Source organism: Aureispira anguillae (assembly GCF_026000115.1).
In the GTDB taxonomy this organism is placed as follows: Bacteria; Bacteroidota; Bacteroidia; order Chitinophagales; family Saprospiraceae; genus Aureispira; species Aureispira anguillae.
Genome location: NZ_AP026867.1, coordinates 160,572 through 182,121, shown reverse-complemented (window position 1 = coordinate 182,121; position 21,550 = coordinate 160,572). Strand labels below are relative to the sequence as shown.

Sequence of the window (21,550 nt, the reverse complement as noted above, 5' to 3'; positions counted from 1 at the left end):
TTTTTTTAATTCCTCTATTTTTCAAAGGCTACTTTTTTTCTCTTTAGAACAAAGACCAAAACAAGAAAGAATATTCCTACTCCTATCAGCCATGGAAACCAATCCAATGGTTGTGTTAATTGAATAGGTCTATTATCACCCAATTGGATAAAAGGCGACCAAAACGCTGGATGGGCCGCCCAAGTCGTCGTCATTGCTATATAGTCAAGTTTGGCTTGACGCAACGCTTGATCTTTGGGCATTCCCTCTGCTAAATAATTGTAAAAATAAGTCATAATAACCGAGGTAGAATGGTCATTGACTTGCCATAACGAAACCACTAAAGAAGGCGTACCTGCATACATAAACGATCGAGCCAAAGAGATAATTCCTTCCCCTTGCTTGAATTCTCCATAGCCCGTTTCACAGGCTGACAAAACCACTAAGTCAGCATTTAAATTTAACCTAGCAATCTCATAAGCTTGCAAAAAATTATCCTCTAGGCTGTCCTTATTTTCTGTAAATGCCAAGCTAGAAAGCATGGGTACCCGTGGGTGTAGAATGCCATGCATTGCCAAATGAATGACACCATACTTCCCTGATTCTTGCTTAAAACAGGCTTCATTGCAAGCCATTCCTTGGATAAATTTACCTTGAAATTCCTTGGACAGATGTTTCACTTCTTTTTGAGCAGCAGGCAAAGGGCTTAAGCCTTTTCTCCAATTTAGGCTATTGATGGATCGTCTTTGCAACAAAGTAGAATCTACGATATATTGCTTAGGATAAGCCGCTGCACAGGCTAAAATTTGATGATTATTAATTGGTACTTCCTGATGTAAATTTTCCTTCCATAGCGTTGCAGAGTAATTATAACAAATAGAATAATCATTGAGCAAATAAGGTAAGTCTTTATACAAACGTTTTTGCTGGCAGACATCTTTGCTTAAAAAGGCCTCAAATGGTAAATGCCCTAGTTCGCCGTCTGCAACAATGATTAATTGATCGGAATCAGTCCCTTCTAATGCTTCTGCTATCAGTGTTTTGTAAAACCAATAGGCTTGCTGAGTATACAATGCATAAGCTTCTTCTTCCTGCTTAACAAGCCTGTTATAATTACTCAGGGCATCGTGAAATTGTTTAATATTCTGCTTAAGCTTTGTTTTTGAAACCGAAATTGGTAACAAACGAATAGAATCCTTACTAACCACAAATAAATAAGTAACCGTATCGGTAATAAAATATTCTAGCAAGATGCTTTTATCTGTTAACAAGGCTTGCACCTCTGTAGCCTGAGCAGTAATATTTTTATATTTTAACTGATGATAGCGTGGGTAATCCTTTTTTATCTTTTTTAGAAAAGCATCAATTTTTTGATTTAATAGATTTTCAGCAACAAGCAATTGATCTTTCTCTACAGTCGTTTTCGCTTCATAATAAGCCTTCTTTAGTTCTGTTTTTTGGGTTTGCAAATCCAACTCCCTAAACACCAAACTATCGGGTAAATCTCCCATTATTTTAGCTCGATTACCTTTAATTGCATCCGCCAGTAAAATAGATTTGTTTTGTTCTGAAAAAGCAAATGCCTCACGGGTAATTTCGGTTCTATTCAATGCGATAGCTGCTGCGATGCCTTCACGCACCAACCATGTATTTTGATCTAAGATTCTAAGTTTATTCTGCTTGCCAGCAAATTGATTCCTAATTTTTTCATTCACCATCATCCCTACCTTTATTAGGATAAAATATTGCTTCCATTCTGCTTGATTAGGAGCCTTATCCAGCTTTTTTTTGGTAATTTCTATCAACTTCCGAATCATCTGATTTGCCTCTACAAGTTGCTTAAATTCTAGATTCACGAGCTTCAATAAATCATCCAAAGGGCTAATCGGCTGATAAAATTGGGGTTGATAAGGCGTAACTGCTTTGTTACTCGTTCTAAAAGCCGAAGGAAAAATCGCTTTAAAGTTGGTACTATTTTGAGCAATCCCAGTCATAGCATAAGCAAAAGCAGTATCTAAACGCTCCTGCTGTAAATATAAATGAGCTAAATTATACCATACTAATCCATGCAGAGGATCTTCCTTAGACAATATTTTTTTCCACAATTTTTTTACTTTCCAATAAAGCTCCTCTGCCTTTTGATACTCCTGCATTTTTGTGTACAACGCAGCTAAATTATTCAACGCACCACCATACTTAAGGCTGGATTTTCCATAAAATTTTTCATTGATTGCCAAGCTTTTTTGAAGTAATAGTAGCGCCTTTTGATACTCTTTTTTTTCTTTATAAAGAATGGCTAAATTATTTAAAATGACCGCATATCTGGGATGTTCAACTCCAATGGTTTGTTCTGTTATTGATTGGGCTTTCAAATAATAATATTCTGCACGATCATAATTCCCCATATCTTTGTACAATTGAGCAATGCTGCCCAAAGACCGTGCATAAATTCGATGTTGCACTCCAAATACCTGTTCTCTAATAGCCAAGGCTTGTAAGTATAAAGGCTCTGCTTCTTCAAATTTCCTCATGCGCCGATAAACTACTGCTAAATTATTTAGCCACAAAGCATAGCGAGGGTGTTGCTCGCCCAAGGTTGCTCGCCAAATTTTCCCTGCCTGCAAATAATACTGCTCGGCTGCTTCATATTTTCTACTTCGCTCATATAAAGCGGCCAAATTATTCAGCGAGCCTGCATACTCCTCATGTTGTGCACCATAAGCGTCCAAATAGATTTTTTTGGTTCTTTTGTAAATGGTTTCTGCTTGTTCAAATTTTTCTATTTTGACATACAGCAAGGCTAAATTATCCCAAGCAAAGGCTGTTTTGGGGTTCTTTGCTCCAAATATTTTTTTCTTAATATCAATGGCTTCAAGATAAAGTTGCTCTGCCTTTTGATATTGACCAGCCATATAGTTAAAAAATCCCAAGCCATCCGTATAGGTCGCATATACAGAATCTTGCTCTCCCAACGCCGCTCTAGCCTGAGTTTGCGCTTGTTCCATATAGACAATTGCCTGCTTAAAATTTCCTTTTGAATAACAGGAATTAATAAGGCTATCCAGCGTTGAAAAAGATAAGTTTTCGGTAAGTTGGGCAATACTTACGAGGGGCAATACATTCAAAAAAAATAATATAACAAGTCTCATTTATAATTGGTTACATGCTGTGATTCATTAAGTAAAATACACATTTTAAGATCTTTTACAAAAAAAAGGATTGGTTGAATCAACCTTAGCATGGAAACAACGACTAACTAGGGAAAGTTAATGTTCAACAACATTATAAATCGCAATCAAGGGAAGCACAATAAAAATTAAAACGCCGATATTCATCAATGCATGTACAGGGAACCCAGAAATAACGGAGGCGTATCCATCTCCCAAAAACCAAAGAAAGGTTGTAAGAGCAATTGTATTCCAAGCCCATGGTTCTCCTTTCTTTAATGCATATCTTGCAATAGCAGCAATAAAAATTCCCCAACTTGTTATCACACCTCCTGTAGCTCCATAAACAAAACGTTGAAAGTTCAGCTCCCCTGCATTCAACTTATGATAAGTCATCACTTCAAAATAATTATCGTAATACATTGTTCCTAGTGTAAAATGCATAAAAGGAGTGTAACTTAGCAGTCCACCAAAAACTGCTAATACGATTCCAATAAACGATAAGTAAGTTGCCCAAAAATGAAGCTTTTGCTTATCTAAAGTCTCTTTCTTATTAATATTCATAACTTATTTATTAAGCACTTAGTCGCCTTTTGCTTCTCCTTCTTCATCGCAAGAACAGTTCCCCTCTATAACATTACCATAAGGATCGGTTACAATCCCACAACAACTGACAAAGAGTGCTTGTAATTTATTTTTAGCCCGTTGAACCCTCGACTTAGCCCCAGAGTAAGAAAGACCATTTTGTTCTGCATACTGTTTTTGAGAAAGCCCTTCGATCTCCGTTTGAATAAATGCATCCTTATACTTTGGAGGAAGTTCATAAACCATTGGCAATAGACATTTGGTACAAACCAACTGCTTTTCTTCCTCTTCATTAGCCAAACTCAACTCCAGTAATTCTACGGTATTGGTCTTTTTTTGCTTTCTATAAAAATCCACAATTGTATTTCGAGTGATTCGATAAACCCAACTTGATAATTTGTCTTTATGGGTCAAATTGGCGGCATGAAGGTGTATTTTAATAAAAATTTCCTGCAAAATATCTTCTGCATCCACAGGGTTATTAACTTGTTTTTTTATAAATCCCAACAACTGTTGCTGAAAGGCACGCCATATTTTTTCTGTTGCCATCGTCCTATGTTTAATAAAATAATCCAATAAAACTCCTAAGAGTCGTTTTTAAGGCCTATGATAAAAGACGCAACTTTAGAAAAAAGACGCAAAATTTTGGATAATTTATTTTGCTTTTTATCCCTTATTGAACAATCGATACCAAAAATGTCCCGTCAGAAAATAAATCACCAGCACAAATAAAGCCCCTGCTACAATACCATTTTGAGCAATAGTTCCCAGACCGTATTGGTAAGCATACAAACTCATAGCAACAACAAAATTAATTAAACCATAAATAATATTTTGCCAATTTCCTATTCCCAAACCACTAACCATTCGACCTTTCCAAACACCAAGCACAAAATGTGGCATGGCATTCATTAAAGTTAATCCAATAATAAAATCAATAATCGTCATGTTTTTCTAGTTTAACAACCTGTAAAAATTCTATTGATAAATCAAAGATCTGAATAATAAGGCACTCTAGCTTATCTAAAAAGTTCGATTATTTGTCTGAATGGTCTAAACGATATTGCGAAGGACTTGTCCCATAATGCCTCTTAAAAACTCTAGACAAATGCGCCACTGTTTTAAAGCCACAATCGTAGGCAATTGTCGTAATGGCCTCATCGGATAACAAGAGTAGATTGGCTACTTTTTCTATTCGTTTGGTTATTCTATAACTCGCTGGTGTATCTCGGTAGATATTTTTAAACGCTTTTTTGAAACTAGAAAGGCTTCTATTGGTTAGCTGTGCCAGTTCTTTTATCGTCAAATCCGAGCAAATATGCCCTTCTATAATTTCTTTAAATTCGATGGTTCGCTCAGAAAACAGATTTTGCATCAGGGTTAAAACTTGGGGAGAGTTCTGGGTCTGAGTTAACAACAGAATGATCTCTTTTAGTTTTAAGATTAAGACATCTTCGGTTGCCAATCTAGGATACTTAAAGTACAATTGGATGTTATTGATATAATGCTCTATCAATTCATTGGAGGCAACTTTAGCCGTATTAGCTCCCCTAAAAGCTTCTTTTTTTGTCAAAAAAGCAGGTAACCCTTGGGCATATATTTTTTGTAAGACCTCCAAATGAAAATGCACTACTATCGTACTATACCTCGTTACGCTATCAACTGCCTTTAGTTTGGTCGTATAATTGCCACATTTAGCCAAAAATGCTTCCTTGGTTTTGATTTTCAGGTTTTCTGTTTCTGAATAAGTAAAACATTCTCCTTCTAAAACATAAGCAAAGCAGGCTTCATCCTTAGGCATGGCAGCCGTTAAAGACATTGGAGTTTGTACAACCGTCCAAGTAAACAACGGCTTGCCCAGTAGCGCAATTGATTTAAAGTCAACTATCATAGTTTTTATGCTTCATTTTAATTTGCTGTTTTAAGCCAATGTATTGCCAGACTGCAAAACACAAAACAACAGCAGTAACAACGGCTATTAATAAGTTACCAACTGAAGAAATACCAAAAGGTTGAATAATTAATACAAGGGTAGATCCCAATACCCATAATAAGTCTTGTATAATTATCAGCCACACGTTCTTGATTTTTTGTTGCCGAATGGCTACAACAATAGTGCTGGCAAAAAACAATAAACCTATTCCAATAATAAAAAAGGGAAGCGATGCCTTTAATCCAAATAATTGTGTTAAATCATTTGGAAAAATCAACATTGCTAATCCTGATAAACTCGAAAAAATGGCATTTCCAGCCAATGCTTTTTGTAGAAGATTCATAACTTTTATCGTTTAATTTAGTACATTAAATTCAATACAAAAATCATCTACTTTAATGTTTAAATATTGATATTTTGCGCCAAAAAAGAAGCTATGAAAATAAATGCCGCTTTAGTATCCACTTTAATTGATTTTGCTGCGTCTAGAGGAATGAATGCGACTCTATTACAGGCAATGGTTAAAGACAAAAATATTGACTACTGTGCTCTAGAAGCTAAAATTGATCTAGAGGACTATTTAGCCATCCTAACTAAAATCTCAACAACTCTAGCAGATGCCCGATTAGGAATCTCCTTTGGGCTGTATCTAAACCTTAGTGCCCTAGGTCTTGTACATACCATTTCATTGCAGAGTTCTAGTATAGAACAGGCACTTTTGATTTTAGAAAGTTACCTTCAAAACAACTTTCCACTATTAACAATCAAAAAAAACATTTTGGGAAGTCAAATTCAATTACAATTAGATACCAAAATAAAAACACCTGTCCTTCGAAAAAACATTCTAGATACTTCTTTTTGTTTAATTTTTAGAGAACTAAAACTAATGATGGGAGCTACCCCATTAGGTTTGGCACTGCCTTATGCTGATCTTCTTTCCTATGAACTGCATCTAGGACATCCTATCCAATCAAGTCATTCGCATTGTTTCAGTCTCCCTCAAAATTCCATCAACCAACCTATTAATGCTAGAAATTTGCAGCAAATAGAATGCTTGCTTCCCAAATATCTGCAAATGATACAAACACCTGACCATGCGCAAAGCTTTGCAGCCAATACACGGCGTATGATTTTGCACCTTTGTGCACCAGAACTGCCTTCTCTAAAAATGGTTTGCAGGCAATTTTCGATGAGTAGCCGCACTTTCCAACGTAAATTAAATCAAGAAGGAAGTTCCTTTAGAGAAATTAGTCTTGAAATAAAAAAAGAATTGTCCAATTTCTTACAAGCAGGCAATAAAATGAAAACCAAAGATATTGCTTATATCCTTGGGTATTCTGAGTCGAGTGCTTATTTGAATGCCAAAAAGAATTGGTAAACTAATCCAAAATTTTAACTATTACGATATAATCACCAACCCGACTTTGAACCATAGGATCATCACTGTCCCAAGCCCCAACCGCTCGGTACGCCTTCACGGTTATCAATTGATTTAAATAGGGATTTAAGTTTGCTCTAGAAAGGCTGTCTGTTGTTACCTTTACAAAATAATTTTGCGTTGCAACCTGAAAAAATAAACTCGCTGCCCCATCTATTCGTCGTCCTCCTTTATTCACAAAAGGCACTTCAATCAACCTACCTTTTATCTCCTCAAAATCAACACCTTGAAATTTCATTTTTTCTTATTTTTAGTTTACATCAAAAGGAAGCCTGCATTCAGACTAAAGCGATTTATCCTTAAAAAAAGATCAAGAAATGATTAAGTTTAGGCACTCTTACTAGTATTATTAGTAAAAATAATTTTTTTTAACTAAAATAGCACTACTTTTATGCTATCCCCTCCCCATTCTCCCGATATGAATTGTCCCTTTTTTAAGCATCAAAAACCACTCTCCTAGTTCCTTTTAGTTGAAAGTTCCAATTGTTATTTACCCTACTATCCTAGCGATAGCTGCCTTACCCATCCTATAGAAATCGTTTAGATTGCAATTGTTATGACAAAACTTTTTGACTAAATATCTTATCATTTTTATTATCATCTACCCCCTTTATTCTCTAATATAGTCCTACCGCCTAACCAAAGCTTTTAACGGCAATATAGAGGAGAAAAGCTAGCGTAGATTAACTATTGTATTATGCTTAAAATAATAAATTTAACGCTTTTATTTGCATTTATTGTTTCTAATAGTATTGCCCAAAATGTAGGAATTGGAACAACAACCCCTCATAGTAGTGCTAAGTTAGACATAGAAGATGCCAATAGAGGGCTTTTAGTACCCAGAATTGACATTCCCAATTTAAATGCAGCAGCTCCTGTCACAGCTCCTGCTACTTCTTTATTAGTTTATAATACCAATACGACTACTGGGGTTGGTTATTACTATTGGGATGGAACCAAGTGGAACCGATTGAGCGATCAATTGATGAATGCAGACAACGATTGGCACGAAGTAGGAACAACAACAGCTCCCAATAACATTAACGATAATATTTTTACACATGGCAATGTTGGGATTGGTTCGGTTACTCCTTCTACCAAACTAGAGGTAAATGGCGACAACATTTTAACACCATGGGCTTTGCTCTATGGAGGAGGAGGAATACATGAGAACATGGCATTAAGGCTTTGGGATCAAGGTACTGATGTTAACAACATTAATATTGTTGAATTTGGTCACAACAGCCCTACTTATGTAGCAGGTGCTCGCATTCGCTCCGTCAATCCTGCTTCTAATGCGGCTACTGGAGCCAACTTATTTTTAGAAACTGCTTCTGACAATGCTGCGACTTGGAACAGCAATCAGTTGATGCTAAAAAATGATGGCAATGTGGGAATTGGTTTGGCGGATCCCCTATACAAACTACACGTTTATAGAGATGGTCCTAGTCATATAATGATTGAGGGAGAACAATCAGGCTATATCAATGCTGGTCTAGTCTTGAAAGCCAATCAAGCCAGTAATACTAGAGGATTGGGAACCTTTATGTACGACAATGGAGGGCAAAATGAATGGTTTGCTGGACGCCCTTATGCCGCTAGTGATCGTTTTGTTATTCAACGCCAAACAGGTCTAAGCGACCATAACGATGAAACAGCAGGGGTAATCAATGGCTCTGGTGGACTAACAGGAACACAACGCTTTTTTACGGTTGAAAACAATGGCTACGTTGGTATCAACAACAGTACTCCAGATATGCGCTTATCGGTTTATGAAGGCGGTAACACCAATTACATCGCTCGTTTTCATACCAACGGAACAACAGGAGATGCTTACCAAGGAATTCGTTTGGGAACTTCAGAAGGCAGTGGTAATGTCTATGCTGATTTTGCTGTCAGTAGAGTGAACGACATCTTTGGAATTTCAGTGGGCAACAGTAGTACGGGGCTTACTTTACATACACAAAATACCAATCAAATCGATCTTGCCATTACTGCTACTGGAAATGTCGGAATTGGAACCATTACCCCCAGCAAAAAATTGCAAGTTGCTGGTGGCTTACAAGTGGGAACAAACGGAATTTATACTGATTTAGTCTTTGAAACAGGTAGCCTTCTAGGAATCTACGAGCAAGTATTTGATATTTATCCACGTACCATTCCTGGCACAGGGCAATCTGAAGGATTAACCTATTTTAAGAATAATTCTTCGGTAGGGCTTACTCGTCATGATGTTGCCGTTCAAGGCTATTTGGGGGCTGGAACAACCGCTCCTACTGCTCCTTTGCATGTCGCTAATGGCCCCACAATGACAAGTGGTTATTCTCGTGCCGCTGTTTTTCATGCACAACATCCTGTGATCCAATTTAAAGGTATTTCCAATACCAATCATTCTGGTTTTATTGGATATGATGCACAAGCTTCTGTGGAAGCCATGAGATTTTGGACGGGACACACAGGGAACGATCATGGAGGTAGTGCCACCAATGCCATGTCAATTCATGCCAATGGAAATGTTGGTTTAGGTACGGGAACAGCTGTGCCAACGACCACCTTGCAAGTCAACGGAACCGCAAGCAAGTCTGGAGGTGGAACATGGACGGCAACTTCTGACAAAAGAACTAAAAAAGACATTGTGCGCTTCTCTGATGGCTTAAATGTACTGACGCAAATCAATCCTGTCACGTTCAAATACAATGGTTTATACAACACCGTAGACGATGGGAAAGATTATGTAGGTATTATCGCTCAAGAGGTTCAAGAAGTAGCCCCTTATATGATTGGTTCTAGTCTTATTGCCAAAACTGCTGAAACAGAGAATAAAGAAGAGATTTTAAATTATGATGGTGGAACGCATCTATTGTATATTCTGGTCAATTCTGTCAAAGAACAGCAGCAAATTATAGAACACCAAAAAAAGGAAAATCAGCAATTACAAACGGCAATTCAAGCCTTAGAGGATAGACTTGAAAAATTAGAAGCTCAATAATTGGCTTTTAGATTATAACATAGAAAATCTAATCTCCTAATTTGACAATTTGAAAATGATCGATTCGATGTCATTTTCAAATTGTCCCCCCTTGTTAAATTTACTTTTGCAAACACCAAGTTGTCATGCAACGCAAGCCTTGAACATTAGTAGTTTTGATGTATTCGGTTAGTTTTGCCCCCAATTGCTGTGTATAATCTAACAATAGCGCTTCATTAACCAAAAAGCGTACAGAACCATCTGGCAATAAAAAACGACCATTCCCCAAGGGCTGAACCAGATCTTCTATCCCTATGTCCGAAGCCAAACGAATAAATAATTGCCCCTGAGGTTTTAGTACTCGCCAAATGGCGTTCAACATTTGATCAAAATGATTGGCATCCTTGGCAAAATGCAATACGGCATTGCAAATTATGGCATCAAAAAAAGCAGCTTCATAAGGTAAATTTTCAATCGCAGCAACAACAAAATTTTGTCCATCATTACTTGCATTTAACTGTTGGGCTAGCTTTTGTACGCCTCGAATTGCCTCAGGATTTTTATCGACCCCATGCACCTCAAAATCACGCTTTAGGAAATAAGTTAAGTTTCTTCCCGTTCCACAGCCTACTTCCAAAATTCGCTGGCAATGCTCAAAACGCCCTTTTAACAATTGGTCAAATAAATAAATATCAATATTTCCAAATTCTGCTTTTAGATTCATTATTTTTTAGCTTCAAAAAAGTTGACCGCTCCCAATTGTCGTATTAGAAAAGGTATAAATGGCCGAGTAAACAAAATGGGCGCTAACAAATTCCTAAGCCACATCGAAAAACGAGAAGATGGCAAATAAGAAGCGACATTCTTAATGGCTTTTTCTTGCATAGAGGTTACTAAGGGGCGCAATTCTTGTTCAAAGATAGGATAAGATCTAGTAGGATCACCATTGAATTCAATTAATTTTTGTGCCAGTAAATAAGCTCCAGTCATTGCCATTGAGGCTCCCTGCCCAGACAAAAGTGTAATACAATAGGCTGCATCGCCAACCAAAATAGTGCGTCCTTTGTACCAATTTCCTTTTAATCGAATTTGGGAAACTTCATCAAAATACATCTTAGACTGTTTGGCGGCTGTCTCTAAAATTTCAGGAACAGGTTGAATAAATGTTTCAAACTCTTTTCGCAGTAATGCTACTCGTTCTTGGTGTTCCATCATTGGTAATTTTTCTGCCCTTTTTAGCACAAAAATACTCGTATTGCATGCTTCAGTATGATAATCTGTGGTATAGGTCATAATTTGTTTGTTGGGAATAGTCATCGCCAATACCTCATGCTCTTTGATGTTAAGCGGAGTATTATGTTCTATTCCTGCTACGTAATAGCCCAAAAAAAACTGTTCTACTTCATCTTCGCTGAAAACCAATTTTCGAGTATTAGAATGTATACCGTCTGCCCCCACCAACAAATCAAACTGCTCTGTTTTTCCATCTTCAAAGGTTACCTCTACCCCTGTAGGATGTTCCTGTACAGCTTTTAAAGAAGTATTGTATCGAATTTCTACCTTGTCTTTTATCGTTTGATATAAGATATCGACCAAATCTGTTCTTAAAAAATTAAATAATTTCCCTTTTTGAGCAGTTCGGAAAGCAGAAATGTCCAAGGTCATACTTTTTTTGCCTTTATCGGTATATTGTCGAACAATAGAAGATCCATGATCTCTTTCTTTTAGGGTGTCTAACAATCCCATTTGTTCTATAACGTGTACTCCCGAAGAGAAAAAATCAATCATATATCCCCCATCCCTTAAGCCACTAGCTTTTTCAATAACAATGGGTTCAAAGCCATTTTTTTGGAGAAAAAATGCTAGTGTCAATCCTGCAATCCCAGCACCTGAGATCAATACTTTTTTATTCTTCATTTTTATGGATTAAGTAGAGATAATCTTTAATATTTATGCATCAAGTAGGCCTCCATTTTCTCCAAAACTGCTTCATCTGAATTTGTGATATACTCTAGGGTGATTCCATCTAGGGTAGCCAATAACATTTGAGCTTCCAAAGAAGAATTGTCAGAAGAAAAAGGGCTTAACAAATGCGTTAAAACTTGCAATAATTCGGTTTGCTGTTGGGCCAACAGTTCTTTTATTACAGAAGGCGTTTCGGGGTGAATGACCAATAAAACACAAAATCGAATGCGCTCTTTTTGTGCCTTTAATAATTCAAAATAATAGCTCAAAAAATGCTTTAAGTTCAATTCTTCTACCTGAATCAACCCTGTTGTCATGCTGACTAAGGTTTCGGTAACGACTGCCTTTAATAGATCTTCTTTATTCTCAAAATGGGTATAAGTAAGTCCTTTGGAGACTCCCGCCTCTTTTGCTATTTTACTAATGGAGGTTTCTGTATATCCATGCTTGGCAAATAGCGTTAGCGCTGTATGTATAATTTTTTCTTTTTTTGTCATTGCTTTAGTTTTACGACCGACCGTTCAGTCATAAAACTAAAGCAAAAAAAGGAATAAAGCAATCTTTTCGTTAAAAAAGTTCAGCTCATCCCCAAAAGCACCAAAGGATAGTGTCTCTAGTGCATTAATTTTTGATGATTTTGAATATTGAAGTTTGTGATGGGCTCGTTATTTTTATTAAATAAAGTCCTTGATCAAAAGGAGCTAAATCAATACGAGACTGATATATTCGTTCGTATTTTTTTTGTAGGAGCAACTTCCCAGCAGTACTAAATACCTCTATTTTAGTGGTAGCATCGGTCGCCAATCTAATGGTTATTTCACCATCTGTAGGATTAGGATAGCAAGCATATTTACTTTCTTCTACCGTTTTTTGATAGTCCGTTAACTCCCCCAGGCAATAAAGGTCGGCATGTTCTAGACAGATTAAATCATAATCAATAGATTTACTAGAATCTATATTTACGACAATAAAATTATCTTGGTTTCTTTTTCCCATCCCACTCCCAATGAACGTAATATTATCATAGGTATCATACATAAAAGGAGTAGACCAAGGAGCTCCACCAAAATCACCAGAAAACATAACAACACGATTGGGTAATTCATGGAATAAGGGCTCTACCTCTGTCCAAAAGTTAATTCGATCCGTTGGATTAATTTTTCCTGCAAACGAATTGGGGGTTATATCGCTGTATTTATTATCATGCTCCCTCCAAAGCACTTGATGAAAAAAAACATAAATATTATCTGCCGTCCTTGCTGAAGTTTGAAGTAGATTTTTTAAATAAACCAGTTGGTTTCCCGAAATATTCCAATGGTCTAAATTAGGGTCTAACACAATAAATAAATCGTTTTGGAAGGTAAAATCATAATAAGTTCTACCATATCGACTTTCATAAACGGGTCTATTCTCCATATCGTGATTTCCAGCAGAGAAATAAACAGGTATTCCCAAAGAGTCAATATCCAAATCTACTTCATCCCAATCTTGCGCAACAGGATTCGGCGAAACAATATCTCCTGTCAAAATTCCAAATTGAATTTCAGTCCTGCCTTTGATGTAATCAAATTTCATTTTAAATGGAGGATGTAAACCAATATTATTCTGTCCAATCTCTCCGTAGGTATGCCCTGCGACAAAAAAAGAATACAAATTAGCGTTGCTTTGAGCATTTAAGCAAGAGCATAGCACGCAGAAACTAAAAATGATTAGAAGTTTCATTCTTTATAAGATGTTAAAATTATCAGTAAAATAGATGGTAGCATTTTCTATCTAAAACGATGGGTTTCGAATCAACTCTAAGGCTTTTTCTTTAGCCAGATCTCGTTCCTCTAACAAAGCGTCAATAGTGATGTGAATGGGATAAGTTGGCAACAATCCTCTGTTGGTCTGCTTAGGTTGTTGAAGCAGTTTATTTTTTACCCATTTATTAGGAATTGCTATTCTTATTTTAGAATTGGGTAACGTTAGGTGGTGGTAAGTTCCAGCAGCAAAGCCTTCGTATCGACTGCCTGCTTCAGCACCAATCACAACAGCGGCAGCATAAATATGTAAGTATTGTGCAATTAGAGCAGCCGTAGAATAGGTTCCTCCATTGGTTAAAATATACCACTTCCCTTTAAAGAACCATTTGTTGCGTTTAGGAAAAGAAGCGGCTACTTTTTTGCCATCCCAAGATAACAATTCTCTAAAAATTCCTTTATGCTTCTTTTTAAGGGCAAAAGCCAATAAATCATCCCCAAATTCTTTCATTCCTCCTATGTTATCTCTTAAATCAAGAATCAAATGTTTGACTTTATTTTGTCTCAAACGCTTAAAAATTCGCTCATAAAAAGCATAGGATTTAAGCTCATTCGCCTTGATAATTTCCTCGTTAAAGCTTCGAAGTGTTAGTGTAGCGATGTTCTGATCTATCGTTAAATTATAAATTTTATTAATTCCCTGCGGGCGTTTACGTTTTAATTTTCGCTGAAGCGACCACTTCGCCATCTCAGTTCGAGTCAGCGCCATTAATTGAACTTGCCGAATGGTTGTTTCTCCTCTTTTTTTATAATTGAGCACAAAAGAATCGGGGCGTTCCACAAACCAAAAGTAACGAGCAGACAATTCATTACTTAAGCGTTTCTGCTTAAAGGTTTCAATAGCTCCATCCGAAAAAGTATACTTAAAAATCTGTGTCCTAATCTGCTCCATTGACCGACCATTAATACTAAGAATTTCATCGCCACGTTCTAACGCATTATTGGCACTGAGGTTGTCCCAAACATAGGCTTGTTCTCCTAAAAATTGCACACTCAAAGGCAAACTTTTATAGTCTCCTTTCAAAAATCCAGCATAAAAAGGATCTGCTGCGGTTCCTATTGTCACATGTCCTTCGTTGACTCCTTCTACCGCAAAACAAAGATGTTTATAGAATGTAAGCGCATCCATTGGCGCAGTAATCGCTGCTTGAATTGTAGTAATTCTTTTTCGAAATGCTTCTTTTGAGCTATAGGCATACATAGCGGGATTATAACGTTCCAGACCAGCTAACAAATGCACCAAATCTTCTTGTAACTCATCTTTACTTAAGGCGGATATATCTTGGGCATTCCCTCCAACAACAATCGCCATCAACCAAAACACCCAGATGTACTTCACACTAACATTGTTCACCTACTTAGTTTTTTATCCTGATATAACAAACAGAGGTTTCTAAATCTTTATGCAAGGGCAACCACTCTGCAAACTCGTCGTCAGGTAATTGATGGGCTACCACATTATCATGAAGGTTATAAAACTCTAATCGAGCAAGCCCTTCTTTCTTCCCTTCAAAAATAAAGAGTCCAGCAGAACGTCCCCCATCAATATCTTCATCGTCCAAATAAAAGGTAGGGTTTCTTTTATATTCAAGCACGGTAGTATCCGAATTGAAATAATTCAGTTGATAATAAATAGGCTGTACTCCTGCACTAAAATAATAAGGAAACAACAATTGCTCCCCAACCTTTGCAACAGTCGTATCTTGGGTAGAGAGTTCAATCCCTGAAGCCAATAAGTCATAATAAGCCCCTTCTTGTTTATTTTGGCAGCTAATAATTATGCTTAGAAAAAAAACAAAAAGAACCAAACGATACGTTGTCATAATATTACTATTTATTAAAAAGCCTATTCTTTATTCTCTTATTAGGGTTAACGCCAAATCAATCTCTGTTTGATCGGTATCTATGGTTTGAGAAAGCGGTAAGTAATTGGTTTTGCTAATGGTAAGTGGTATGGTATTCCCAATATTTTTAGGCGAAAGGATCAGATACAATTCATAGGTACCATCTTCTTGGGTATAAGCCTCGGCTCCCATTATCTGAACCAAGGCAGCAGCTACAGGCTTATTTTGTTCATTCGTAATCTTGCCGACCAACTTAATGGTCTTAAAAAAATTGGGAACAGAAGAGGTATTAATAGAATCGGCTATAGGAATCGTATGATAAGGTTCTTGAGTTTGGTTCCTCAATAAAATATTAATGGTATCTTGGGCTTCTGCCAAGTCTTTGGAAACAGTAGAAAATTGCTGCCAGCCCCACAAGCCCCAAGTACTAAATACAATCCCACAAACCAAGGCGACAATAGCCCCATCCTTGACTCGAGCCATTCGTTTTCCTTTTTTGATCTTTTGTTTACTCACCTTAACATACAACTCTTCCTCCCTGCTCAAATCCATCCGTTCTAGATGCGGTCTGATATAAATTAAATCATACTCCGTCAACAATAAGTTTTTAGAGGATAAGTAATGACGATAGCGTTCGTGCAGCAACTTAGTGGCACTTGCCCTTGCTTTGTCTTCGAGAGAAGCCTCTTGGTATATTTTTTTGGCAATAAAGTCGTGTGCTAATTCTATTTTCATATCCTATCTCTAATCTAGTTATTATGTAAGTTCTCGGAGGATACGCATTTCTTTAAATCGCTGAACACAGTAATCAATGACATTGGGTGCTATATTTTTAGAACGTTTTAAGCGTTTTTTAACTTGCTCCAAATCTATAGCATGTTTAGTGCCATTGTCGGTTACCAATTCAAATAAAATATCCAAAGGGGCGCCTTTTTTTACATCTTTGTATTTTTTGGTCAATTCTTTATCCAAAACCGACAATTGTTCATCCAAAAAAAGAGACATAACATCTTCTAAGTTACCCGTTTTTACAATCAAAGCCTCATCAAACGTAATTCCTTTTTTGTCTGGATCTCTTTTTTTGTCCATTTGGTACAAACGATCCAAGTATACTTGCAAATTAGCGAGGTCTATTTCGTGATTTTTGTCTCTCAGCTTTTCAATAATCAATTCAGAAATATTCTTTGCCCCATTCTGCAATTTGATATTAAATTTGACCGCAGTTCCTTCTATTACATCCTTCAAATTTTTGCTATTCATTTTTTCAACCCTCAAACGATTGTCAAACAAATAAGGAATAATTTCTTCAAATTCTGATAAATAAGCAATGTACTCTTCTCGCATTGAGATCAATACTTTGCATTGCAAATTTTCTTCTAACAACTGGTAAATGGTTTCAAAGAACAACTTTTGCTCCTCCTTATCACCAAGGATAAAGATTTCTTCGAATTGATCAAAAATAAGATATATTGGCTTAAAATAATCCAAATACAAAGAGCGCACTTGCTCAATAATGGAAGTAGTTGGTTTGATTTTTTTAACGGCATGTCGCTGAAATTCCTCTCGCATTGCTTCCATAATATTATCCTTTCTACGGATAAAAATAGGATGCCAATCGGTCGATTCAAACTCATTGCCTAAACCACAATTAATCAAACTTGTTTTACCAGTACCAGAAGCCCCATAAAGTAGGACTAAGTTGGTTTCCATTATTCTATCATAAAGTTCATAGGTTTCTTGTTTTCTACCAAAAAAGATATCCTTATCTTTCTTATCGTAAGAATCCAAAAACTTGAACGGACTTTTTACTTCTTTTGTCATAAGAGCTAATTTTTAACAAATGATGGGAGATTTTTAAAATTGTTTAATGCGAGCCTTTAATTTCTCCTCTGCTCTAACGGATTAAATCTCTTTCTAAAATCTCAAATTGTTGCTTGAGAACAGCATAAGGGTTGATTACCTCTGTAGTCGTTGTAGACCTACGTCTACGCCTAGAAGATCGTCGGCTTCTAGTGCTCCTAGTATTAGACTCCTCGCTGTCCTTAGCTGCTCCAACAGCTGCATTGATCAAAAATTGATCAGATACCCGCTCTTTTGCTACATAAATATTGTGAAAGGTAGCATAGTATTGATAATCTCTTTTGGGGTCTTCCCCATCTTCTCGGTGAGCATACATAAACAATTGTTGCTCGGTAGCCCTATCTTCTGTTAACCCATCTCTAAAGGCATTTTTGTCAATAATAAAAGGAGAAAGGTTTAAAAAAGTAGAAGGGTCTTGTATGTTAGAAGTTAAAATAACAGATGAATTATTGGTAAAGGTCTTGTAAATCCTTGCTTTGATTTTTTTGCTTCCTTCACTCACTGCAATATCTCCAACCTTAACGTTCAATCGACTAATAAAATGATTAAATTCTGTATCCATATTTCTATGGTTCACCACATGAATATCACGCACCGTAACCAAATCGTATTTTATCATAAATGCTAGATGGTACAGTATTGTCGATAAATAATATTCTCCCTCTACGCATTTTTCATACGTCTTGGCTTCCAATACCTCCATATTGTTGGTATGAATTGCAGAGCGAATCGATTCCAAATAAAGGTAAGCCTCATACAATTCTGAATGCGCATCAAAATCTTCAACAACCGTCAAAAAATCTTTAATAACAGGTTCACAATCTGCATCCATCAGGAGTTTGGTTCCATCAATGAAGTTTTTAAAATAATCAAATTGTCCAAACTGTTTTTTGTTGATATAAAGCATATCCACCAAATAGCCCTTGGAATTAAAGGTAGCCGCTCGTTTTTCGTCCCACATTTGAGACATCACAATATAAAATAGAAACTGACTGGTCATGCTATACACACTCACAATCTGTTTCAGTCGTTCAACAGATGGGGTATCCATGTCGCCATCTTTGGCAACCAACAACCTTATTTGTGCACCAATTGGCCAAGGGAAATTTTGAATAATTTGCAACAACACTGCTCTGGGATCTAGCTCTTCGTCATCCTCATAAGCGCATAAGGCTTCTAATTCTGGCTTAATATCAAACATGGGATAGATAACATCCTCAATGTGCATATTGACCTTGAATTTTTCCTTATCAATCGCCTCCGTTTTGGTCGTATCGGTAGGATAATAAGTCGGCATCTCCCAATTTAAGGCATCGTCACTATCGTCATTTAGATACAATCCCCAAGGCATTTTTTCTTCATCCGCATGAACAACCGCCTCTCCCTTGCGAACAATAGTTGCTCCAAAATCACCACCATAAGCAAACTTCATATTGGCCACTGCTCTACGAAAAGCAGAGCCAATGGTATGTCCATTGGAGAACGCACGATAAAAATCTTCTGCAAAAACAACTGCTTTTTCATCATTAATCGATACTGCCGTTGCAATAACAGCTTTCACCCCATTATCCAATAAAAATTTAACCTGAGCCTGAGTGGAACAACCATTCAAGAACACCAACTTCAAATTGGGCAACTGCCCCAACAATTCTGCCAAACCAGCAGCATTTCCATCTCCCCCTTCAAAACGCAGGCTTCCGCCATCGGCATGCCCACCATAATGAAAAATGGCGATCCGTTTGTCAAAGCGTTCGATTGCAGTTTTGATGTCATCAACAGTAGAGCTTTCTTCTCTAAAAACTTCTATAGTTCCCTTGTCATGGTGTGTACTCAGGATATAATTAAGCCGCTTGCTTTCGTTTTTTAGATAATCTAGATAAGCATCCTGCTGATTTGCAAATGTCAATAATATGACAGGACGTTCAATCATATATAGTTGTGTTTCGTGTTATGTTAGTTTTGTGATCTAGTTATGTTTTTTATAATACTCCGCTGATTAACTGCGTTGCTAGGCATTCCAGTTGGTACATAGTACCAAGCTACTCGTGCACTACGTTTATGTGGTACCTACGGTGCTAGATTAGCTAGTGCGCTAGCGTTTATGAGCTCCCTGAGGTCGGTTCGTTATCACCAGCAAGCTGGGTTCGGTTTTCTAGCGGAGTAATATTTTTATTGATACTCTGTTAATGATTGCAGAGGAGTGTTGATCTTATTGATCCAATAAAGCTTGCGCTTGTTCTACCCATTTATCTCTAGCTATTGTTTGTTCTGAAAATCCTAAAACTGCCCCTAATTTGGCAATAAAAGTTGTATCAAATTGACTAATTTGCTCGTACGTATAAATTCCTAATTCATTCAAACGCTGTTCGATAAATAGCCCAATTCCGTCAATTTGCTGCAAATCATCCTTTTGATTTGATAAAGCTTTTGGGATAGAACGACCAATTTCTTGTAAAATAGTAGATTCAGAATGTTTCTGGTTTTCTGTCTTTTCTCCTATGGAATCCTCTTCAGAGGCTATCAATTTTTGCGTGTCTATAGGCGCATACAATCCCTCTGCATCCATGGCCATTGTTGCTTGGTCTAATGCATTGTTCATATCCTCATGATCTGTATGGGTTAGAACAAGTTGCTCCTCAGATTCGTCAGAAGGCTGTTCTGCAAAAACAAATTTAGGCAACTCATTATCCAATAAGGTTTCATTCTCAATCAAACTATCACGAGGCACCTCCTCACTAAAAAATAAAACCTTGTCCATTACTTCAGCCGTATGTGCCAAATGCTGTTCCATTAAATCATCGTCCGACACCTGCTCTATTTCTGTTGCAGGTTGCCTCAAAATTGCCTCGTCCATATCCTCATAAAACCCTTGCATCCCCATAGCAGTATCCGCCGCTGTTAAAGCATGGTTCATCGCTTCCTCTTCCTCGCCTTCCAAAGTTACCTCCTCCTCTTCCTCAGCAGTAGGCAATTCTGTTTTGGCTTCTTCCGCCAATGTTTTTTCTAAATAAATTTTATCTTCAATCAGTTGACTTTCATCGTAATCTACATAAAATCCATCCTCTTTCATATTCTCTTCTGCCTCGACCAATAGATTAACTAAGAGTTCATCCATTTCTTTTTCTTCCTGTTCATCCGAGTGTTCCTTAGCTAAATAAGGCGCTAAACGCTCCATCAGATCACTATTCTCTGCCTCTAAATCTTGAATGTGCGCCTTTAAGCCCACCAATTGAATCTTCAAATCATCGTCATTGGTTCCATCCAATTCTTGCGTTGCCTCTAACGTAAGCAACATTTTTTTCAGTTCTGCCTTTTGTTCTAAAGCAGCATCCAAGTCTTTTTTCAACAATTCAATTCGTTCTGCTGCTTTTTCCAACTCGTCTGTTGTCGTTTTTAACGCTTTATCGGCTATCAATTTGGCATCCGACACTTCCAAGTGACCTTTGAGCATTTCTCCTTTCTCTTGCTCAACTTCCTCAATTAAGCCCTTTATGTCCTCCACTTTAAGCTGCATTTCTTCATGCTCCTTAGCCATTCTCTTATGCTCCTCCAACAACTTTTCATTTGCCTCTTTAAAATTTCGAGCATTATCCTTGTACAATTCTAACTCTTCGGATAAGAATTTTATCTTTTTTAGCTGTTGATTTACTTTCTCGTTTTTCTCCTTAAGATTTGCCTCTGCGGTTTGCAAATCTTCGTTTGTTCGATTAAACTTTGCCTGAACAACTGTATAACGCTCAGAAAGGTCTTTATTGTCCTTCTTCAAGACGGTATTTTCACCCTCCAGTTCTTTATTTAGCTTTTTGAGTTGACGGGAAGCGGGAAAATGTGCCAACAAAGCCCAAACTAGCATCCCCAATAAGAAAGAAATAGCTACTATAATCCCAAAAGCGAGGTTTGTTGTAAAATCGCCACTAATTAGTTTTAGAAATGCTTCTTGCATGAACAAATTGGTATTTAGGTATTAAAATTTAAATTTGGGTAATCAAACTTGCAACGGGTGAAGTTG

General features: G+C 37.0%; 19 protein-coding genes. 2 read left to right on the top strand and 17 right to left on the bottom strand.

Annotation, left to right across the window (positions count from 1 at the left end; all coding sequences use genetic code 11):
• Window positions 1-14: 14 nt before the first annotated feature.
• The 6 genes from AsAng_RS00730 to AsAng_RS00705 all read right to left on the bottom strand — a co-directional run bounded on the left by AsAng_RS00730 (window position 15) and on the right by AsAng_RS00705 (window position 6,007).
• Entirely contained in the window at window positions 15-3,128 is a 3,114-nt protein-coding gene (locus AsAng_RS00730) for a CHAT domain-containing protein (protein ID WP_264790853.1), read from the bottom strand.
• A gap of 117 nt (window positions 3,129-3,245) precedes the next feature.
• Window positions 3,246-3,710 (bottom strand): hypothetical protein, encoded by a 465-nt coding sequence (locus AsAng_RS00725; protein WP_264790852.1) that lies wholly within the window; start codon window positions 3,708-3,710, stop codon window positions 3,246-3,248.
• Between the two features lie 18 nt (window positions 3,711-3,728).
• On the bottom strand, window positions 3,729-4,280 hold the full coding sequence (sigZ, locus tag AsAng_RS00720; protein WP_264790851.1) for an RNA polymerase sigma factor SigZ: 552 nt from the start codon (window positions 4,278-4,280) through the stop codon (window positions 3,729-3,731).
• 117 nt (window positions 4,281-4,397) lie between these two features.
• Window positions 4,398-4,679, bottom strand: a complete 282-nt coding sequence (locus AsAng_RS00715) for a hypothetical protein (protein ID WP_264790850.1) — start codon at window positions 4,677-4,679, stop codon at window positions 4,398-4,400.
• An 88-nt stretch (window positions 4,680-4,767) separates the two neighbouring features.
• Entirely contained in the window at window positions 4,768-5,622 is an 855-nt protein-coding gene (locus tag AsAng_RS00710) for a helix-turn-helix domain-containing protein (protein ID WP_264790849.1), read from the bottom strand.
• Complete coding sequence (locus tag AsAng_RS00705; protein ID WP_264790848.1) at window positions 5,612-6,007, bottom strand: hypothetical protein; 396 nt, start codon at window positions 6,005-6,007, stop codon at window positions 5,612-5,614. The genes AsAng_RS00710 and AsAng_RS00705 overlap by 11 nt, the downstream gene beginning before the upstream one ends.
• A 93-nt stretch (window positions 6,008-6,100) precedes the next feature.
• Here AsAng_RS00705 and AsAng_RS00700 point away from each other — a divergent pair, with 93 nt between their 5' ends.
• A complete protein-coding gene (locus AsAng_RS00700; protein WP_264790847.1) occupies window positions 6,101-7,042 on the top strand; it encodes a helix-turn-helix domain-containing protein in 942 nt (313 codons plus the stop codon).
• Window position 7,043: 1 nt separating this feature from the next.
• Here the strand turns inward: AsAng_RS00700 and AsAng_RS00695 are convergent, their stop codons facing one another.
• Window positions 7,044-7,340 carry a hypothetical protein gene (locus AsAng_RS00695; RefSeq protein ID WP_264790846.1) on the bottom strand — a complete coding sequence of 99 codons (297 nt, stop codon included), beginning with the start codon at window positions 7,338-7,340 and terminating at the stop codon, window positions 7,044-7,046.
• A 459-nt stretch (window positions 7,341-7,799) separates the two neighbouring features.
• Here AsAng_RS00695 and AsAng_RS00690 point away from each other — a divergent pair, with 459 nt between their 5' ends.
• Window positions 7,800-10,091, top strand: a complete 2,292-nt coding sequence (locus AsAng_RS00690; RefSeq protein WP_264790845.1) for a tail fiber domain-containing protein — start codon at window positions 7,800-7,802, stop codon at window positions 10,089-10,091.
• A gap of 100 nt (window positions 10,092-10,191) precedes the next feature.
• On the opposite strand, the gene AsAng_RS00685 is transcribed toward AsAng_RS00690, so the two are convergent.
• The 10 genes from AsAng_RS00685 to AsAng_RS00640 all read right to left on the bottom strand — a co-directional run bounded on the left by AsAng_RS00685 (window position 10,192) and on the right by AsAng_RS00640 (window position 21,484).
• Window positions 10,192-10,794 (bottom strand): class I SAM-dependent methyltransferase, encoded by a 603-nt coding sequence (locus tag AsAng_RS00685; RefSeq protein WP_264790844.1) that lies wholly within the window; start codon window positions 10,792-10,794, stop codon window positions 10,192-10,194.
• Window positions 10,794-11,987 (bottom strand): FAD-dependent monooxygenase, encoded by a 1,194-nt coding sequence (locus tag AsAng_RS00680; RefSeq protein WP_264790843.1) that lies wholly within the window; start codon window positions 11,985-11,987, stop codon window positions 10,794-10,796. Before AsAng_RS00680 ends, AsAng_RS00685 begins: the two co-directional genes overlap by 1 nt.
• A gap of 26 nt (window positions 11,988-12,013) precedes the next feature.
• Window positions 12,014-12,532: a TetR/AcrR family transcriptional regulator gene (locus AsAng_RS00675; protein WP_264790842.1), complete on the bottom strand. Its 519-nt coding sequence runs from the start codon at window positions 12,530-12,532 to the stop codon at window positions 12,014-12,016.
• 124 nt (window positions 12,533-12,656) lie between these two features.
• Window positions 12,657-13,757 carry a T9SS type A sorting domain-containing protein gene (locus AsAng_RS00670; RefSeq protein WP_264790841.1) on the bottom strand — a complete coding sequence of 367 codons (1,101 nt, stop codon included), beginning with the start codon at window positions 13,755-13,757 and terminating at the stop codon, window positions 12,657-12,659.
• Window positions 13,758-13,808: 51 nt separating this feature from the next.
• A complete protein-coding gene (locus AsAng_RS00665; RefSeq protein WP_264790840.1) occupies window positions 13,809-15,191 on the bottom strand; it encodes a S41 family peptidase in 1,383 nt (460 codons plus the stop codon).
• Window positions 15,192-15,195: 4 nt separating this feature from the next.
• Entirely contained in the window at window positions 15,196-15,660 is a 465-nt protein-coding gene (locus AsAng_RS00660; RefSeq protein WP_264790839.1) for a hypothetical protein, read from the bottom strand.
• Window positions 15,661-15,690: 30 nt separating this feature from the next.
• The gene (locus AsAng_RS00655; RefSeq protein WP_264790838.1) at window positions 15,691-16,416 is read right to left on the bottom strand and encodes a hypothetical protein; all 726 of its coding nucleotides are present in this window, start codon (window positions 16,414-16,416) and stop codon (window positions 15,691-15,693) included.
• Between the two features lie 21 nt (window positions 16,417-16,437).
• Complete coding sequence (locus AsAng_RS00650) at window positions 16,438-17,502, bottom strand: ATP-binding protein (RefSeq protein ID WP_264790837.1); 1,065 nt, start codon at window positions 17,500-17,502, stop codon at window positions 16,438-16,440.
• Between the two features lie 73 nt (window positions 17,503-17,575).
• The gene (locus AsAng_RS00645) at window positions 17,576-19,471 is read right to left on the bottom strand and encodes a CHAT domain-containing protein (protein WP_264790836.1); all 1,896 of its coding nucleotides are present in this window, start codon (window positions 19,469-19,471) and stop codon (window positions 17,576-17,578) included.
• Between the two features lie 279 nt (window positions 19,472-19,750).
• On the bottom strand, window positions 19,751-21,484 hold the full coding sequence (locus AsAng_RS00640) for a hypothetical protein (protein ID WP_264790835.1): 1,734 nt from the start codon (window positions 21,482-21,484) through the stop codon (window positions 19,751-19,753).
• Between the last annotated feature and the right edge of the window lie 66 nt (window positions 21,485-21,550).

What these genes read in the sequence shown, in the direction of transcription:
- AsAng_RS00730 (WP_264790853.1), bottom strand. Translation starts at nt 3,128, where the DNA reads ATGAGACTTGTTATATTATTTTTTTTGAATGTATTGCCCCTCGTAAGT.
- AsAng_RS00725 (WP_264790852.1), bottom strand. Translation starts at nt 3,710, where the DNA reads ATGAATATTAATAAGAAAGAGACTTTAGATAAGCAAAAGCTTCATTTT.
- sigZ (WP_264790851.1), bottom strand. Translation starts at nt 4,280, where the DNA reads ATGGCAACAGAAAAAATATGGCGTGCCTTTCAGCAACAGTTGTTGGGA.
- AsAng_RS00715 (WP_264790850.1), bottom strand. Translation starts at nt 4,679, where the DNA reads ATGACGATTATTGATTTTATTATTGGATTAACTTTAATGAATGCCATG.
- AsAng_RS00710 (WP_264790849.1), bottom strand. Translation starts at nt 5,622, where the DNA reads ATGATAGTTGACTTTAAATCAATTGCGCTACTGGGCAAGCCGTTGTTT.
- AsAng_RS00705 (WP_264790848.1), bottom strand. Translation starts at nt 6,007, where the DNA reads ATGAATCTTCTACAAAAAGCATTGGCTGGAAATGCCATTTTTTCGAGT.
- AsAng_RS00700 (WP_264790847.1), top strand. Translation starts at nt 6,101, where the DNA reads ATGAAAATAAATGCCGCTTTAGTATCCACTTTAATTGATTTTGCTGCG.
- AsAng_RS00695 (WP_264790846.1), bottom strand. Translation starts at nt 7,340, where the DNA reads ATGAAATTTCAAGGTGTTGATTTTGAGGAGATAAAAGGTAGGTTGATT.
- AsAng_RS00690 (WP_264790845.1), top strand. Translation starts at nt 7,800, where the DNA reads ATGCTTAAAATAATAAATTTAACGCTTTTATTTGCATTTATTGTTTCT.
- AsAng_RS00685 (WP_264790844.1), bottom strand. Translation starts at nt 10,794, where the DNA reads ATGAATCTAAAAGCAGAATTTGGAAATATTGATATTTATTTATTTGAC.
- AsAng_RS00680 (WP_264790843.1), bottom strand. Translation starts at nt 11,987, where the DNA reads ATGAAGAATAAAAAAGTATTGATCTCAGGTGCTGGGATTGCAGGATTG.
- AsAng_RS00675 (WP_264790842.1), bottom strand. Translation starts at nt 12,532, where the DNA reads ATGACAAAAAAAGAAAAAATTATACATACAGCGCTAACGCTATTTGCC.
- AsAng_RS00670 (WP_264790841.1), bottom strand. Translation starts at nt 13,757, where the DNA reads ATGAAACTTCTAATCATTTTTAGTTTCTGCGTGCTATGCTCTTGCTTA.
- AsAng_RS00660 (WP_264790839.1), bottom strand. Translation starts at nt 15,660, where the DNA reads ATGACAACGTATCGTTTGGTTCTTTTTGTTTTTTTTCTAAGCATAATT.
- AsAng_RS00655 (WP_264790838.1), bottom strand. Translation starts at nt 16,416, where the DNA reads ATGAAAATAGAATTAGCACACGACTTTATTGCCAAAAAAATATACCAA.
- AsAng_RS00650 (WP_264790837.1), bottom strand. Translation starts at nt 17,502, where the DNA reads ATGACAAAAGAAGTAAAAAGTCCGTTCAAGTTTTTGGATTCTTACGAT.
- AsAng_RS00645 (WP_264790836.1), bottom strand. Translation starts at nt 19,471, where the DNA reads ATGATTGAACGTCCTGTCATATTATTGACATTTGCAAATCAGCAGGAT.
- AsAng_RS00640 (WP_264790835.1), bottom strand. Translation starts at nt 21,484, where the DNA reads ATGCAAGAAGCATTTCTAAAACTAATTAGTGGCGATTTTACAACAAAC.